Raw genomic sequence first — 16,813 nt, 5'->3', positions numbered from 1 at the left:
GATGCCCGATAATCTGTACCAGAACTATATCGACAACGCTTTTGTAGCCAGCGAACAACTGATCGAGGTGTTCAACCCGGCCAACGGCGAGCTGTTGGGGGCGGTGCCGGAGTCACCCGTTGCGCAGGTCGAACGCGCGATTGACGCAGCGCGCCGTGCGCAGAAAGGCTGGGCGGCAAAACCTGCCATCGAGCGCGCCGGTTACTTGCGCCAGATTGCCAGCAAGGTGCGGGCCAATGCCGAGCGCCTGGCGCGCATCATCACCCAGGAGCAGGGCAAGGTGCCGGCGTTGGCCCTGGTGGAGGTCAACTTCACTGCCGATTACCTCGACTACATGGCCGAATGGGCGCGCCGCCTGGAGGGCGAGGTGCTGAGCAGTGATCGCGCCAACGAGCACATCTTCCTGCTGCGCAAACCCCTGGGCGTGGTGGCGGGGGTGCTGCCGTGGAATTTCCCGTTCTTCCTGATTGCGCGCAAGATGGCGCCGGCGCTGCTGACCGGCAACACCATCGTGATCAAACCCAGCGAAGAGACACCGATCAACTGCTACGAGTTTGCCCGGCTGGTGGCCGAAACCGATCTACCGCCAGGGGTGTTCAACGTGGTCGGCGGCAAAGGTGCGAGTGTCGGCCACAGCCTCACCAGCCATGCCGGCATTGACCTGGTCAGCTTCACTGGCAGTGTCGCCACCGGGGCGCGGATCATGGCTGCGGCAGCGCCAAACATCACCAAGCTCAACCTCGAACTGGGCGGCAAGGCGCCCGCTATCGTGCTGGCCGACGCCGACCTGGACCTGGCCGTGCGCGCGATCGTTGCCTCGCGGGTGATCAACACCGGGCAGGTGTGCAACTGCGCCGAGCGAGTGTATGTGCAGCGCGCGGTGGCGGATGCCTTCATCGACAAGGTCGCGCAGACGATGGCCGCCACGCGCTATGGCGACCCGTCGCTGCAGGCTGACCTGGACATGGGCCCATTGATCAATCAGGCCGGGCTGGACAAGGTCGCGCAGATGGTGCGCACGGCAGTCGGGCAAGGCGCTCAGGTGATTACCGGCGGGCAGGTGGCTGATCTTGGTGCGGGCTTCCACTATCAACCGACGGTGCTGGCCGGCTGTTCGGCGGAGATGGAGATCATGCGCAAGGAGATCTTCGGCCCGGTCCTGCCGATCCAGATCATTGACGACCTGGATGAAGCGATTGCCTTGGCCAACGACAGCGAATACGGCCTGACCTCGTCGCTATATACCCGCGACCTGAACGCCGCACTTAAAGCCAGCCGCGAAATCGATTTTGGCGAGACCTACATCAACCGCGAGAACTTCGAGGCCATGCAGGGTTTCCACGCCGGAGCACGCAAGTCTGGGGTGGGCGGGGCGGATGGCAAGCATGGGCTGTATGAGTACACGCGCACGCAAGTGGTGTATATCCAGGGCTAAGTAACATGGGGGGGGCAGCACTGGCCGGCACGCTCGTGCAGCGGCCAGTGCTGCGCTCAGTCAGCCTGATTCGGCGGCACGATTGCGTGTCGTTTCATCTTGCGGTACAGAGTCGATCGGGAGATTCCCGCCGCGTCTGCTGCCGCGCTGATATTCCACCGCTCGCGCCGCAGTACATCGAGCAAATGCCGGGCTTCGGCATCCTCGACCTGCGCCTCCAGGCGCAGTGGCTGTGCAAGGACCGGCGTCCGCGGCGCACTCGCCAGCAGCTCCTCCGGCAGACAATTCAGGCTTATCACCCCATTCTCCGCCAGCGCGGCTGCGTAGCGCAGCGCGTTCAGCAATTGGCGCACGTTGCCAGGCCAAGGGTGGCCCAGCAGGCAGCGGTGAGCCTCGGCGTCCAGCTGCAGCCCTTGCGCTTCGGGCAGCCGTCGCAGCAGGTGCTCGGTCAACTCGGCGCGATCGCTGCGCTGGCGTAGCGCCGGCAGGCTCATGCGCATGCCGCACAAACGGTAAAAGAGGTCTTCACGGAAGCGTTTGTCAGCAATCATGCTGGCCAGATCCTGGTGGGTCGCCGACACCACCTGAATATCCAACGCCACTGGCGCCTCGGCCCCCAGGGGTTGCAGCTCACGCTCGGCCAGCACCCGCAGCAAGCGGGTTTGCAGGTGTGCAGGCATGTCGCCGATCTCATCGAGGAACAGCGTGCCGCCATTGGCCAGTTCCAGCTTGCCCTTCATGCCTTTACGGTTGGCGCCGGTGAAGCTGCCGCTGCGGTAGCCAAACAGCTCGCTTTCAATCAACGACTCGGGGATCGCCGCGCAATTGAGTGCAACGAACGGCCCGGCCTGACGGCGACTGGCCTGGTGCACGGCGCGGGCAAAGGCCTCTTTACCGGTGCCGGTTTCACCGGTGATGAGGATACAGATGTCCTTGTCCAGCACCTTGCGCAGACGCTGCACGCTTTGCTGCAACTGGCTGTCGCCGCCGGCAAGTTGCTCAAGTGTCGGGTGGCGGGCTGTAGTTGGGGCCGGCGCCACAGGCTTGGCGCGCAGCCCGTAACCGGCCGGCACACGCAAACCGACTTCGATGATCAGCTCGCTGCCAGGCTCGCGCAGTTGGGTGCCGCAAGCGCCGCCACGGGTGAGCATCAGCAGCTCATCGATAGTGGCAGGCAGCAACTGCTCGATGCGCAAGCCCAGCAGGGCGCCAGGCTGGGCCATGAATGCAGCCCGGTTGGCGCCGATCACCCGGCCGCCTTCATCCAGCGCCAATAGCTGCTCATTGGCCAGATCGGTGATGTCGTCGCGAGGCTTGAGGGCCAGGGTGAGACGGTCGCGGTAACGTTGGCGGAAATGGGTGTTCTCGATCAGCCGCGCGTACAGCGTAACCAGGTGCAGGGTCAGGTGCTGCGCCTGTTTTGGCCCATCGTTGAACAGGCAGGTTGCGTTGAGGCAGCCAAGCAACTGATTCTGCGCATCGAAGATCGGTGACACCGAGCAGCTCAGGCGGGCGTTGGCGGCAAGAAAATGCTCCTGGCGGTGGATGGTCAGCGCCTGCCCCGACGCCAGCGCTGTGCCAATGCCATTGGTGCCAGCGATCGATTCGTCCCAGCGCGCGCCGACAATCAGCCCAGCGCGTGAATAACGGTCGTGATCGGCTGGCAGGCGCGCATCCAGAGTAATGCCGTCGGCATCGCTGAGCAGCACGGCGAAGCCAGCATCGACCACCCTTCGGGCCAGGCCGTTGACGCCTTGCCCGGCGATGCTCAGGTAGGCCTCGTGCTGAGCCTGATGCTGGCGAATCTCGGCGGCGCTGAGGATATTGTCGACATGGCGCAGGCCTGGGTCGAGGTGGTGCTGGTTGATGCTGCGAAACCACGATTCGGCGATCACCGCTTCCGGCGCGAGGCCGCGCTCGGCGAAGTGGCAGTCGATAAACGCAGCCAGTTCCCTGGCGCGGGTGTCGGTGGCAGGCGCGGTCATGGGCGCTCCCCGTGCTGTTATTGTCGTGGGCCGGTTCGAAGTGCCGGTCAGACTGCAACCATAGCGCAAAAGCCTGAGGCAGTGAGCGCCTGCTTGAAATGGAACGCCTGACGGCATTCAAGCTTCTCAACAGAATACAAGCCTGTGAGGGGCAGATCATGGACCAGCAGCAATCTATCGCGCCGCGGCCGGTTGAGCCGCGCCAGCTACGTTTCGCCGACGACGGCTCGACGCCGAACAGCGTGTTGCCGGTGTTGCTTTATGCGATGCAGTGGCCGCACGGCACGGACCGAGCGGCGGCCTTTGAGGCGCTGTTCGAGGTGCACGGGTGGCCTGCGCTATGGCGAGATGGGGTGTTTCCCTATCACCACTTCCATCCCAACGCCCACGAGGTGCTTGGCGTAGCGCAGGGTGAAGCGCGGCTGACCCTGGGTGGGACCGCCGGGCAGACCTTGAGCGTCAAGGCGGGCGACGTGCTGGTGCTGCCCGCCGGAACTGGCCACCGCTGCGTCACCTGCAGCGATGACTTCCTGGTAGTTGGCGGTTACCCGCGGGGGCAGGAAGATTACGAGGTCGAACGGCCCAGTTCCCGTGGCCACGCGCAGGCGGTGGCGCGGATTGCCAAGGTGGCGTTGCCGAAGCTGGACCCGGTGCTGGGCAAGGAGGGCGGGGTAGTAAAGTTGTGGCGGTGAGGTGTTGCCGGGCGCCGGGCCCGGCAACGGTCAGCCGTTTCAATCGGCGCGGGCGCTGCTCAAGGCGCCTGCACGGGTGACGCGCAGGGCCACCAGGCTGCCGATCACGATCAGCCCGGCCAGCGAGTACAGTGCAGCATCGGTGGAACCAGTCTGATCCTTGATGAAGCCCACCAGATACGGGCTGAGGAAGCCCGCCATCTGTCCGACCGAGTTGATGATCGCCAGGCCAGCCACCGCAGTGGCAGCACTGAGCAACGCAGTCGGCATCGGCCAGAACATCGGCAAACCAGTGAGGGCGCCCATGGTCGCGATCGACAGACCAAGAATGGCAATCGGCGGATGGCCGGCAAAGTTGACCGCGATCAGCAGGCCGATCGCGCCCATCAGCATCGGCACCACAAGGTGCCAGCGGCGCTCGTTGCGCAGGTCAGCCGAACGGCCTACCAGAATCATGAACACGCCGGCCAACAGGTACGGGATCGCGCTCAACCAGCCAATCAGCAGTGGGTTGTCAAAGCCCATGCTCTTGATGATCGACGGCAGCCAGAAGTTGATCGCGTACACGCCGCTCTGGATGCAGAAGTAGATGAAGCCAAAGGTCCAGATCAGCGGATTGGTCAGCACCGACAGCACGCTGTCACCGCTGGTGACCGGCTTGCGTGCTGCATCGGCGGTAAGGTCGGTTTCGATGATCTGCCGCTCGGCCGGGCTGAGCCACGGCGCTTTCTGGTAACCGTCGCTGAGCAGTTTGATCGCCAGTACGCCCAGCACCACCGTCGGCAGGCCTTGGATCAGGAACATCCACTGCCAGCCGGCCAAACCGTGCTGGCCAGCGGCAAAGTGCTGCAGAATCCAGCCCGAAAATGGCCCGCCAAGCAGCCCCGAGACCGGAATCGCCGACATGAACAGGGCCATGATCCGCCCGCGTCGATCCGCGGGGAACCAGCGCGAGAGGTACAGCACCACGCCCGGGAAGAAGCCGGCTTCGGCGGCGCCGGTGAGCAGGCGCAGGGCGTAGAACTCGGTCGGCGTGGTGACGAACATCAAGCAGGTCGACAGGCTGCCCCAGGCGATCATCATCAAGGCGATCCAGCGCCGTGGCCCGAAGCGGTTCAGCGCCAGGTTGCTGGGCAGGCCGCAGAGCACGTAGCCGATGAAGAAAATACCGGCGCCGAGGCCATAGACGGTTTCGCTGAACTTCAGTGCATCGAGCATCTGCAGCTTGGCAAAACCAACGTTGACGCGGTCGAGGTAGTTGAACAGGTAGCAGATGAAAATGAATGGAATCAGCCGCAGTGTGATGCGCCGGTACAGCGCATTGCGGGTGCTATCGTGGCCTTGGTCAGGGGCAGAGCTGTGTGCCATGATCGGGATCTCTGTTGTTATGATTGTTACCGCGTCGCCTGTTTCGGCGCTCGCCTGACGAGTCTCGGCGAGCGCAGCGCGGCTGTCTTTGTGCTTATGCACAGGTGTCAGCGCTGGCCGCTGTGCTGCGGCCCAAATCCTATCACTGCAAGGACCGTTGAATGTTCGAACTGGACCATGACCTGGCGCAGGATATCGTCGACCGGGCGATGGCCATCCTGCCGTGCAATGTCAACGTCATGGACAGCCAGGGCCTGATCCTCGGCAGCGGTGAAGCAGAGCGCATCAACACCCGCCATGAAGGTGCCCAGTTGGTATTGGCCAATGGCCGGATTGTCGAGCTCGATAATGACGCGGCCAAGTGCCTCAAGGGTGTGCAGCCCGGCGTCAACCTGCCGCTGATGCTCGATGGCCGCTTGATCGGCGTGCTCGGCCTGACCGGTGATCCGCAGCAATTGCGCACCTACGGCGAGCTGGTGCGGATGACCGCCGAAATGCTCCTGGCCCAGCGTCACCTGCAAGTCGAGCAACAATGGCGACGCCAGCGCTGTGATGACTTGCTGGCATTGTTGCTGGGCAGTAGTGGTGATTCGACGCGTTTGCTCGACGAGGCCCAGCAACTTGGCCTCAAGCCTCAATTGGCACGGGTGCCGTGCCTGTTCGAGCTGGAGTCCGGACCGCCCGCAGAAGCCTTGGCCACCTGGCTGATGAGCCGTTACCCGGATGGCTGGTGCGTCAGCCCGGCCCGTCAGTCGCTGTTGTGGTGTCGGCCGGCAGCGGTCGCGCTGGATGAACAGCGTCTGCTCGAACGGCTGCAGCGCCATGGCTGGCACGTCCAGCGCCTGGCCGTGGGCCCGGCAGCGCAAAGCCTTGAGCAATTGCGACGCGGCTACCGGCGGGTGCGTGATTTGCTTGCCTATGGGCGCGAAGTGCTGCCTGCCGAGCGCTTGCTGAACCTGACCCGCTACCGCTTGCCAGCACTGCTGTGGCGTCACCGCAACGACGACGCGCTGGATGAATTGCTCGAGCCATTGCTGCGCATTCGTAGCAAGGACGCCAGCGGCCAGTTGCTCAATACCTTGCGCGCCTGGTGCACCCATGATGGCCAGAGCCAGGCCTGTGCCGATGCCTTGGGCATCCACCGCAACAGCCTGCGCTATCGCCTGGAACGTATCGCCGAGCTGGGCGAAGTCGACCCACAGCGGCTGGACGGCATGTTGACCCTGTATCTGGGCTTGCAGCTGTTGCGCGCCGACTGAGCTGAGTGGCAAAGGCGTTTGCCCAAACAACGGCGCTGGGCTTTTGTGCATCTGACCGAGGCCTGCGGATGACGCAACTGTCAGCATCGCTGCAACAGGATCAGGAGAATCCCCATGAAAATTGTCATCGCCCCCGATTCGTTCAAGGACAGCCTCGACGCTGCTGCCGTCGCCCAGGCCATTGCGCGCGGCCTGGCCGAGGTGTGGACGGAGGCCGAACTGGTTGAGTGTCCGATGGCCGATGGCGGCGAAGGCACGCTGCAGGCGATTGTCGCGGCCAGCCACGGTGAGCTGCGCCGGCAAGCGGTGCGCGGACCGCTGGGGCAGACGGTCGAGGCCAGTTGGGGTTGGCTCGCCGAGAGCCGCACGGCAATCATCGAAATGGCCGAAGCCAGCGGCTTGCAGTTGGTCGCCGGCGAGCAACGCGACGCTTGTCGCAGCAGCACCTGGGGCACCGGCGAATTGATCGGCGCGGCATTGACCGCGGGGGCCCAACGCATCGTCCTGGCGATTGGCGGCAGTGCCACCAACGACGGCGGCAGCGGCATGCTCCGCGCCCTTGGCTTGCGTTTGCTCGACGCCGATGGCCAGGCGCTGGCCGAAGGCGGCCTGGCCTTGGCGCAACTGGCCCGGATCGACGCCAGTGAGCTTGATCCGCGCCTGGCTGAGGTGCAGGTCGAAGTCGCTGCAGACGTCGACAACCCACTGTGTGGTCCGAATGGCGCCTCGGCGATTTTTGGTCCGCAAAAAGGCGCCAGCCCTGAGCAGGTGACAGCGCTGGATCTCGCCCTTGGCCATTTTGCCGACCATTGCGCGCAACTGCTGGGTAATGACCTCAGGGAGTCGCCCGGTAGCGGCGCTGCCGGCGGCATGGGCTTTGCGGCCAAGGCATTCATGGACGCGCGTTTCCGCGCGGGAGTGGAGGTGGTCGCCGAGCTGGCCGGGCTGGATGCACTGGTGCAGGGCGCCGATCTGGTCATCACTGGCGAAGGCCGCTTTGACGCGCAGACCTTGCGCGGCAAAACGCCCATGGGCGTGGCCAGGGTTGCCAAACGTCATGGTGTGCCGGTGGTGGTGCTGGCCGGCACCCTGGGCGAGGGTTACCAGCAACTGTACGCCCATGGCATCGATGCCGCGTTTGCGCTGGCCAGTGGGCCGATGACCTTGGCTCAGGCGTGCAGCGAGGCGCCGGCACTGCTGCAGGCGCGCGCCAGCGATGTTGCCCGGCTGTGGCAGTGCGCCAAGGCTCAGCGCTGAGCTTCAGCTTCATAGGGCACATCGGCAGGCGTCTGGCTGAGTAGCACAGCAATTGCCAACAGCCCGGCGCCAACGCCTGCCAGCGGCAACCACGCCAGGCCGAGCTGACCGATCAAAAGGCCACCAAGCCCGCCGCCGAGCGCTGTGCCGAGGTTGAACGCAGCAATGTTCAACCCCGAGGCCACGCCGCTGGCGTGCGGGGCCACGCTTTTGGCCAGATTGAGCAGGCGCAACGTGGACAGCGTGACGATGGCGAAGAACAGCGCCCCCAGCACCCCGACCAGGCCGAGCACGGCCCATGGCGACGGCCTGAATACATACAGCAGCATCAGTGTGACCACCAGCATGAGCAGGGCCAGCAACAGGCAGCGGTTTATCGCAAAGCGGTCGCCGGCATATCCGCCAACCAGATTGCCAGCAATCGTGCAGGCGCCAAACAGCAGCATGCCCGCACTCAACAAGCGTGGCCCGGCCTGGCTCACCTCCAGCAGGTACGGCGACACGTAACTGAAAAAGCTGAACACCGCGACGCTGACCAGCATGGACACCGCGGCAACGGACAACAACGGCCGCAGTAGCACGGCGCGCAGGCCGCTCAGCCCCGCGCCAGGCTGAGCATCCGCCGCACCGGCCTGAACCGGCATCCAGCGCAGCAAGCCGATCAAGCTCAAACAACCGAGCAGCGCCAGCGCGACAAATATCACCCGCCACGACCAGAAGCTGCCGAGCAGCGTGCCCAGCGGTACCCCGAGTGCCAACGACACCGTCAAGCCCATCCATACCACCGACAATGCCCGCCCAGCCTGTGCGGGTGCTACCAGCTTGACTGCGACACTGGCCGCTAGCGCCATGAACACGCCGTGGGCCAGGCCAATCCCAAAGCGTACCAGGTGCAAGGTCAACACCTGCTCGACGCTTGCCAGCAGCAGGCTTCCCACCCCCAGCACTGCTACCGTCAGCAGCATCAGCGAGCGGTCACGCCAGCTCGCCAGCGCCGCAGTCAGCAACGGTGCGCCGATGGCGGCGCCCAAAGCGTACGCCGCAATCGCCGCGCCCACCGCAGCGACTGAACTGCTCAGATCGCCCGCCATTGCCGAAACCAGACCGGCGACCACGAACTCAGACAAGCCGAAGGCAAAGGTGCACAGCGAAAACACGTATATGGCTAACGGCATGGCGGCATCCGGCTCAAGTGCTGGGCCAAGGCCAACGCCTGTTCGCCATTCAGGCGTGGATCCACCTTGCTCAGATAGCAGCGGTGCAGATCCTCCGGCTGCAGGTTGCCTGGGCCGCCGAGGCACTCGGTCACGGGTTCAGCGGTCAGTTCCAGGTGCAGCCCGCCGAGGACCGAGCCATGCCAGGCATGCACGGCGAAGGCCGTCTCTATTTCCGCCAGGATGTCATCGAAGGCGCGGGTCTTGGTGCCGCAGGGCAGGGTGCGGGTATTGCCGTGCATGGGGTCGCACAGCCACAACACCCGTGCGCCAGCGCGCTCTACTGCGTCGATCAGCGGCCCGAGGTGCTGTTCCAGCAGCGCCGCACCCATGCGGTGGATCAGCGTCAGCCGGCCCGGCTGGTTGTGCGGGTTAAGCTGTTCGATCAGCTGCAGCAGTGCGCTGGCCGAGGTTTCGGCGCCGACCTTGACCGCCACCGGGTTGCTCACCCCACGCAGGTATTCGACATGGGCGCCGTCGGGCTGGGCGGTGCGCAGGCCAATCCACGGCAGGTGGGTGGACTGGTTGAACCAGCAGCCATCGTCCTGTTGCCGGGTCAACGCCTGCTCGTATTCCAGCAGCAAGGCTTCGTGGGAGATGAACAGCGCCTGATCGCAAAGGCCATCGCTGTCCATGAAACCCTGCAGGGTGCGGATGTCGCGCAAGGTCGCGGCCGAGTGAGCATAGGCTGCAAGCAAGCGCTGCGGATCTGCCCGCCGCGCTGCTGCGCTGAACTCGGCCTGGTTGACGATATCGCCGCGATACACCGGCAGACTCAGGCCATCGCGGGTTTCGATATCACTGGAACGTGGCTTGGCGTATTGCCCGGCCAGGCGGCCGATCTTGATCACTGGCCGCTGTACACCCCGCGTCAGCAGCTGGCCCATCTGCTGCATCAGCTGCAGAAAGCGATTCAGCGCGGCCTGATCGGTCTGGGTGAAGTCTTCGGCGCAATCACCGCTTTGCAAGACAAACGCACGGCCCTGCTGGGCCTGGGCCAGCAAGCCCGTAAGCAGGCTGATCGACTGCCGACTGACCAGCGCGGGGGCCTGGCGCAAGCTCGCCAGCGCCTGCTCAAGGGCAGGTTGGTCGTGATACAGCGGTTGCTGCGCAGCGCTGCGGTCGCGCCAGGAATTGAGGCTCCAGGCCAGTGGGCCGTCGAGCACGTTGGCGGCTTGAGTCAGCATGATCGGTGTCGCTCCCTGAGTGTCGTCGTTCGCCCTGCACCTGCTGCAAGGAGCGGCGATAGTGCGCAGCGACGACAGCTCGAGGGAAATACAATAAAGGTCTCAATCTGATATGCGAAGTTGCCCCAGAGCGTACGGGGACGGGGAGCAGGCGGCAGCCGCTGATATGGGCTAAATCGTTGTATTTCCAAGGCTATTAATACTTGCGACCTATCACCGCCGGTTCGCCAAAAGTATTTTACTCAAGGTCTGCACTCGCCAATTCTCGGCGCAACTTATTCGAGAGGGGCGGGGCGATGTTGGTTCACAAGGAAAACGACCATTCAGTCGTAGCGGCAGCCGAGGGCGAACTTCGCCAATTCGGCAGAAATATGCCTTGTCAGAATTTTTACACCGGCAAATTGCAGGCCGCCTGGGAACGAGCTCGCAACAGCCGCTATTACGCGGATATCGGCCCGTTCAGCGGCGCAGCCTTAGCCCAGTTGCCGGTCACGCCCAAGGCCACCCTCAAGGCCACTCCGCTGGATTTTTGCACAGTCGGCCTGGGTGACGCGGCGCGCTATTACGCCACCACTGGCACCACCGGCGAACCGACGCCAACCCCGCGCCTGAAGCAAGACATCATCTGGAATGCCATCAGCGTCGCCAGCCAATGGCGCGCGGTGCTCAGACCAGGCTCCAGGGTCGCCAACCTTATGCCGTCGGATATCGTCCCGGTCGGCGATCTGATTGCCAACGTCTGCGACTACCTGGACGTCTCCCACGTGCGCCTGTACCCGTTTACCACCGGTATCACCGACTGGGAGCGGGTGTGCAAGACCTTCGCCACCTACCAGCCGAGCGTGCTGTTCATTGCCCCTGGCGTGCTGGTCCAGCTGACTCGCTACCTTAAACAGCGGGAGATGCTCGACGGCTTCGCCCTGTCGGTGCAGACGATCATGCTGCTGGGCGAGGTCAACACCCAGCCATTCCGCCAGCGCCTGGCGCGCTGGTGGCAGTGCGAGGTATTCGATGCCAGTTACGGCAGTACCGAGACCGGCACCCTGGCGACAGTTGGCGAAGATCAACAGATGCGTCTGGCCTGCACCACCAACTACTTCGAACTGCTGCTGGAGGACGGCCAACTGGTGCCGCTGGCGCAAGGTCTCAGCGGGCGTCTGGTGGTAACGCCGCTGAACCTGTATGCGCGGCCCTTGCTGCGCCTGGATACCGGTGACAGCGTGACCATCAGCGGCGCCTGCGAGGCCGGCCAGCTCAGCCCGAGCCTGCTGATCAATGGCCGCGACAACGATGCCGTGGTAGTCGGCGGCGTGGCGTTGGATATTCGCGCCGTCGAGGAAGTCGTTTACGGCAACTGCGACGCCACGGGCTACATGATCGAAGTCGACCGCGACAAGGACAGCGCCGCGCTGATCCTGGAGCGCGATGTGCTCTGGGACACTGGTCAGGAGGCGGCGATCGAGGCGCGCTTGCAGGCCCATTCGCAAGCTCACATGCGCCTGCGCTGGAGCCGCATCCTGTTCATCAACAACCTGTCGGTGTTGAGCAAGAGCGGCGCTTCGCAAAAGAGCTGGAAAAAGACCAACCTGCGCTTTGTTGGCGGTGCGCAATGAGCGTGGTGTTGCCGAAATTTCCGCAAGGGCAGGGCCTGGCCAATCATCAGGCTGACCTCTGGTGCACCTACGCTGCGATCCGCAGCCTGGCCTGGGTCGAGCGCCTGGGCAGTGCCGATGTGCCGCAGCTGCAGGCGTATATCCAGTCACGGCGCAACCGTGATGGCGGCTATGCCTGGAGCAAGGGTATGCCGTCCGATGCCTGGGCCACGTTCTATTGCACCGAAACTCTCAAGGATCTGGCGGCGCCAGTCAGCGACACAGACGCCACTGCCGCATGGCTGCACACCTTGTTCGATGGCGACGCCTACGCCATGTGCCCGGGCCAGACGGCAGATGCCTGGGCCACGCATTACACATTGCGCACCTTGCTCGAAGTCTGCCACGGCGAGGTCCAGCAGCGTGAACCGCTGTACCGCTGGCTTGAGGGTCTGCAATGCGCCAATGGTGGCCTGAGCTGGTCGGCTGAGTTTGCCGAGCGCGATGTCGCCGATACCCGCGCCTGCTTCTATGGCGTGATGGCCGCCCGCGCACTGCAACGAGCCGGGCTGCCGGCGCCTGCGTGGGACCGCACGCGTTTGATCGCCTGGTTGCAGGCGCAGCAGCTGGCTGACGGCGGCTTTCGCTTCAGCGAGTCGGCCGAGTCGGCGTGCCTGTGGGCAACCTACCGGGCCACTGCAAGCCTGGCAGAGTTGCACGCACTACCTTTGGACGCACAGCGTTGCAGCGACTGGATCGTTGCCCGCCGCAGCAGCGCAGGCGGTTTTGTCCGCTGGCAGGGATATGACGGCGAGGATGTCTGGGCGGTGTTCTGCGCGGTGGGCTCACTCAAGGCACTCGGGCAGCCAGTTGCCTGGCTGGCCGATGAAGTCGCTGACTATATCGCCAGCCTGGCCACACCGGGTGGCGGCTATACCTACCGCGAAGCGAGCACGGCGGCGGATGTTCTGACCAGCGCCGCCGGGATCCTCGGCGGCAGCCTCGACAGCGGCCAGCGTGCTGCGGCGTTGCGCTGGATCGAAGGCTGCCAGATGCCCAACGAGGCCGGGATCATGTACATGCCCGGGCGCGGTGCCGAGGTGCGCTGCACGGCCTGGGGACTGGCAGCCGGGGCGTTTTCCGGACAGCCGCAGGCCCGTCAGGCAATCGGCCAATGGCTGGCCTCGCTGCAAAATCCGGACGGCGGCTTTGGCTTCTGGGAAGGCCGCGGCTCGGACATGGTCTCGAGCGCAGCTGCGGTGGCCATCCTGCAGTGGCTGGGAGACAACAGCGGTGTGGCGCTGGATGGCCTGCAGCGGTTTGTCGGCACCTGTCAGCATGAAGACAGCGGGCGGCTGACCTACAGCGCCTATCCGCGGGGCGCGTCATCGCTGCGCGCCGGTTTGCAGGCGCTCAGTTGCCTTGCCTACCTCGGCCACCCCGTGCAGCAGGCTGCGGCAGTGCTGCTGGCAGCGCACAAGGTTCGTCAGGGTGGCTTCGCCAATCACGGTCAACGTATCCCCGACCTGCTCAGCACCTATCAGGCGGTGGCCATGGCGCTGGCATTCGAGCTGCCGGTGGACATCGCTCACCTGCGCTTCTTCCTCGACAAGGTGAGCACTGCGCAAGGCTTTGCCTGGTCGCCGCTGTATCTGGAGGGCAGTGATGCGCTGTCAACCTGCCTGGGCCGTCTGCTGCAGGCATTCGTCGACGGCAGCCGCCGCCATTTGCCCAACCTGCAACTGTCATAAGGACACCAAGCATGCCGACCATTACCGTCGCTTGCGCGCCGCTGCCGCTGATCGAGCGCAAGCGCATTGCGCTGGGTTTTACCCGCGTTCTGAAGAGCCTGGGCGCGGACCCCGCGCACTGCATGGTGTTCTTCGCGCCGCTGCCGCTGGACTGCGTGTTCAGCGCCGGTATGCCGTTGCCCAGCCAGGACCGTGACGGCCAGCCGGCGCAGTTTCATGTGCGCATCACACTCTCCAGCGAGCGCGACATGCTCGCGCAGCAGGCCCTGGCCGACGGCCTGTATGCGGGGCTGCGCAGCCGCTACAGCACAGCTTTCATCTATCTGCAATTCGACCCGATCGCGCCTGAACAGGTGTTCTACAGCGCGGGCGCGGCATTGATCAACGCAAGCACTCAACAAGGAAGCACCGGCTCGTGAACACCCCCTCCATCGAACAACATATCCGCCAGACCCTCGCCCAATTGCTCGGCCCTGAGGTGCTCGACATCGACAGCCAGGCCAGCTTTCGCGATTTTCTCGGTGAGCGCTTCGACAGCCTGATGGCAGTCGAGGTGATCACTGCCGTCGAGGACCGTTTCAGCATCGAGGTGGACTACCTCAGCGACGATGTGCGCTTCTGGTTCGAGACTCTGGACAAGATGCAGCGCTTCGTTGCGCAGAAGGTCGAAGACCAGCTCACCCTGCAGGCCGCCGAGTGAGCGCCGAGCAGGTGTTCCACACTTCCGGCTCCAGCGCCGCGCCGCGCCAGTGGCTGCGCAGCCGCGCGCAAATGGAGCAGGAGGCGCGGCTGATCTATCAGCGCTGGGCAGCCGAGGTCAGCGAGATCATCAGCTTTGCGCCGGTCAGTCACAGCTACGGGCAGATCCTCGGCGAAACCGGTGCGCGCGTAAGTGGCGCGGCGCTACAGCTGTGCTCGTTCGAACAACAGCAACTGCCAACGCTGGCTGGCCACGGCCAATGCGTGATTCTGGCCATCGCCAGTACCTGGAAGCTCCTGCCAGCACTGCTCAAGCGCCTGGCTGGCAAGCGCCCGCTGTTGATCGTGCACAGTGCATCGATGTTGCCACCCGGTGCACTGGCTGTGATCCAGCAATTCGCCGGTGCGCAGGTGCGTTTCATCGAGGTGCTCGGCTCGACCGAAACCGGCGCGATTGCCGTCCGCGAACTGGATGCCAGTAGCACGCCGGAGCAGCCGTGGACCTTGCTTGACGACGTTCAGCTACTGACGCCCGCTGGCCAGCCCGCGCCCCTGGAAATCGCCAGCCCACGCATTGCCCGTGAGCAGGGCCAGGCCTGCGCAGCGCCAAGCCACCGTTGTGACGACCTGGTGCAGATCCTCGACCCGCGCCGGGTGCAGTGGCTGGGCCGGGTCAGCAGCCTGATCAAGGTCAATGGCGTTCGCCTCGACCTGGCCCGGCTAGGCGCCGAACTGGGCACGCTGCTCGGCTGCGCACGCCTGGCCTGTGTGCCGCTACGCGAAGGTTTGCGTGGCGAGGCCTACACCATAGTGTTGGACGATTCGTCAGTCAGCAGCGGGGCTGTGCTGGCTGCGTTTTCTCAGCTCACGCCCGGCACGCCGCGGCCGCTGCATATCCATCACGTCGATCACTTACCGCTGTCTGCCACAGGCAAGCCACAAGCCTGGGCGGCGGCATCAACTGTCAAGGAATACACCGATGCCATACGTTAAAACCGACAATGCTATCGACGCCTACCTGGCCAACTGCGGTCCCGCAGCAGTTGGCCAACAGGTGCCCAATTACCTGGCCCTGACCCTGCGTGAGCGCTATGCGCAACTGCAGGCCAATCCAGCACTGGCCGCCGATTGGGCAGCGCAGTATGAGCAATGGGCGGTGCATGCCGACGGCCACTACCGTTGCCTGGTCAGCACCCGCCCGGCCGAGTCGCCGTGGTTCCGCCTGGGCGTCAAGGACACCGTTGACGTTGCGGGTTTGCCGACCCGACTGGGCCTGCGCAGCTACCGTCACTATCCAGCGCGCAGCGCCGAAGCACTGACCGGGCTGGACCCACGGGTGGTCTTGACCTGCAAGGTGACCACCACCGAGCTGAACATCGCCTTTGGTGGCGGTTGCCGCAACCCGCTTTACCCGAGCATCGACCCTTCGGGCTCGAGTACAGGTTCCGCGGTGTCGGTGGCGGCGGGGCTGTGCGATATCTCGCTGGGCACCGATGTGCTCGGCTCGGTCCGCTGGCCTGCGTCGCACTGCGGCATGGTCGGCTTGCGCATGACGCACAAGGCCGGGAATCTGGCCGGCGTATTCCCCCTGTCTCCGCGCATGGACGCCCTTGGCTGGGTCGCGCGCAGCGCCGATGACCTCGACCTGCTGCTACCGATGCTTGGCATCGATGGTCTGCTCGGCGAGCAACTGCCGCTCAAGCAGCAGTACCGGGTCGGTTTCCTCAGCCATGTGCATGAGCCGGGCCTGACCAGCGCGCAGATGCTCGCCATGCTGGCTCAGGCGCGCAGCGCCGTGGTGCAGCTTGAAATGGCCGACAGTGATGTCGACATGCCTGAACTGTGGGCGTGCCGCGGCGACGCCTGGCAACTCTGTGCCCGTGATGCGTGGCTGGCCTCTGCGGCGTGGCAGCAGGTGTTCGACTGCGAGCTGCACTGGTCGACGCAGAGCGCACTGGCCGTCGGAGCCGGGGTCAGCGAGGAAGAGTACAACGCCATCCAGCAACGTATGGACAGCGTTCGCGCAGGCATCGACAGCTGGTTCGACAACGCCCAGGTGGACTTCGTGGTATTCCCGATGGACCCCAACCGGCCGTTCGATCGGCGTGATCCGCAGCCCGGCGACTCGACCATCCCATCGCCTGCCGACGCCGACTACTCACAGAAAATCAGCTTCACCCCGCTGGCCAGCTTTAGCGGCCTGCCGGCTATCACCGTGCCGATCTGCCTGAGCCCGGATGGCAAAGCAGCGCTGTCGGTGCAGATCATGGGCCGACGCGACAGCGAGCGGCAGTTGCTGGACATCGCCAAGCGCCTGCAAGCGCTGGTCGGGCGGGTGCCGGCCGCTGAGGCTGGTCAATAAGGAGCGGCAACC

General features: G+C 64.6%; 14 protein-coding genes. 10 read left to right on the top strand and 4 right to left on the bottom strand.

Annotated elements, in window-relative coordinates; genetic code table 11:
• Position 1 precedes the first annotated feature (1 nt).
• A complete protein-coding gene (gene aldA, locus CXQ80_RS11530; RefSeq protein WP_101323025.1) occupies positions 2-1,435 on the top strand; it encodes an aldehyde dehydrogenase in 1,434 nt (477 codons plus the stop codon).
• A 56-nt stretch (positions 1,436-1,491) separates the two neighbouring features.
• On the opposite strand, the gene CXQ80_RS11525 is transcribed toward aldA, so the two are convergent.
• Entirely contained in the window at positions 1,492-3,420 is a 1,929-nt protein-coding gene (locus CXQ80_RS11525) for a sigma-54-dependent Fis family transcriptional regulator (protein ID WP_101319505.1), read from the bottom strand.
• Between the two features lie 158 nt (positions 3,421-3,578).
• Here CXQ80_RS11525 and CXQ80_RS11520 point away from each other — a divergent pair, with 158 nt between their 5' ends.
• Positions 3,579-4,112, top strand: coding sequence for a cupin domain-containing protein (locus CXQ80_RS11520; protein WP_101323024.1), 534 nt, complete (start codon positions 3,579-3,581; stop codon positions 4,110-4,112).
• A 39-nt stretch (positions 4,113-4,151) separates the two neighbouring features.
• On the opposite strand, the gene CXQ80_RS11515 is transcribed toward CXQ80_RS11520, so the two are convergent.
• Positions 4,152-5,480, bottom strand: a complete 1,329-nt coding sequence (locus CXQ80_RS11515) for an MFS transporter (RefSeq protein WP_101319503.1) — start codon at positions 5,478-5,480, stop codon at positions 4,152-4,154.
• Positions 5,481-5,641: 161 nt separating this feature from the next.
• On the opposite strand from CXQ80_RS11515, the gene CXQ80_RS11510 reads away from it, so the two are divergent.
• Together CXQ80_RS11510 and CXQ80_RS11505 are read left to right on the top strand one after the other, a co-directional pair.
• Complete coding sequence (locus tag CXQ80_RS11510; RefSeq protein ID WP_101319501.1) at positions 5,642-6,739, top strand: sugar diacid recognition domain-containing protein; 1,098 nt, start codon at positions 5,642-5,644, stop codon at positions 6,737-6,739.
• Between the two features lie 114 nt (positions 6,740-6,853).
• A complete protein-coding gene (locus tag CXQ80_RS11505; RefSeq protein ID WP_101319498.1) occupies positions 6,854-7,996 on the top strand; it encodes a glycerate kinase in 1,143 nt (380 codons plus the stop codon).
• Here the strand turns inward: CXQ80_RS11505 and CXQ80_RS11500 are convergent.
• Both CXQ80_RS11500 and CXQ80_RS11495 read right to left on the bottom strand, forming a co-directional pair.
• Positions 7,987-9,171, bottom strand: a complete 1,185-nt coding sequence (locus CXQ80_RS11500; RefSeq protein WP_101319496.1) for an MFS transporter — start codon at positions 9,169-9,171, stop codon at positions 7,987-7,989. The two genes, CXQ80_RS11505 and CXQ80_RS11500, sit on opposite strands and share 10 nt — an antisense overlap.
• Complete coding sequence (locus tag CXQ80_RS11495) at positions 9,162-10,397, bottom strand: 3-deoxy-7-phosphoheptulonate synthase (protein ID WP_101319494.1); 1,236 nt, start codon at positions 10,395-10,397, stop codon at positions 9,162-9,164. Before CXQ80_RS11495 ends, CXQ80_RS11500 begins: the two co-directional genes overlap by 10 nt.
• 371 nt (positions 10,398-10,768) lie before the next feature.
• Between CXQ80_RS11495 and CXQ80_RS11490 the strand changes: the two genes are divergently transcribed.
• Genes CXQ80_RS11490 through CXQ80_RS11465 form a run of 6 tightly spaced genes read left to right on the top strand, consistent with a single transcriptional unit; the run spans position 10,769 to position 16,801 of the window.
• Entirely contained in the window at positions 10,769-12,010 is a 1,242-nt protein-coding gene (locus tag CXQ80_RS11490) for a phenylacetate--CoA ligase family protein (protein WP_256585746.1), read from the top strand.
• A complete protein-coding gene (locus tag CXQ80_RS11485) occupies positions 12,007-13,740 on the top strand; it encodes a prenyltransferase/squalene oxidase repeat-containing protein (protein ID WP_256585745.1) in 1,734 nt (577 codons plus the stop codon). The genes CXQ80_RS11490 and CXQ80_RS11485 overlap by 4 nt, the downstream gene beginning before the upstream one ends.
• A gap of 11 nt (positions 13,741-13,751) precedes the next feature.
• On the top strand, positions 13,752-14,159 hold the full coding sequence (locus CXQ80_RS11480; RefSeq protein WP_101319490.1) for a hypothetical protein: 408 nt from the start codon (positions 13,752-13,754) through the stop codon (positions 14,157-14,159).
• Positions 14,156-14,440, top strand: a complete 285-nt coding sequence (locus CXQ80_RS11475; RefSeq protein WP_101319488.1) for an acyl carrier protein — start codon at positions 14,156-14,158, stop codon at positions 14,438-14,440. The genes CXQ80_RS11480 and CXQ80_RS11475 overlap by 4 nt, the downstream gene beginning before the upstream one ends.
• Positions 14,437-15,432, top strand: a complete 996-nt coding sequence (locus CXQ80_RS11470) for an AMP-binding protein (protein WP_101319486.1) — start codon at positions 14,437-14,439, stop codon at positions 15,430-15,432. Before CXQ80_RS11475 ends, CXQ80_RS11470 begins: the two co-directional genes overlap by 4 nt.
• Complete coding sequence (locus CXQ80_RS11465) at positions 15,419-16,801, top strand: amidase (RefSeq protein ID WP_101319484.1); 1,383 nt, start codon at positions 15,419-15,421, stop codon at positions 16,799-16,801. Before CXQ80_RS11470 ends, CXQ80_RS11465 begins: the two co-directional genes overlap by 14 nt.
• Positions 16,802-16,813 lie beyond the last annotated feature (12 nt).

Origin of the sequence: Pseudomonas sp. 02C 26 (genome assembly GCF_002843585.1) — a bacterium.
Taxonomy (GTDB): Bacteria; Pseudomonadota; Gammaproteobacteria; order Pseudomonadales; family Pseudomonadaceae; genus Aquipseudomonas; species Aquipseudomonas shirazensis.
Note: the sequence above shows the minus strand (reverse complement) of the source record. Positions and strands in the feature narration are given on the sequence as shown.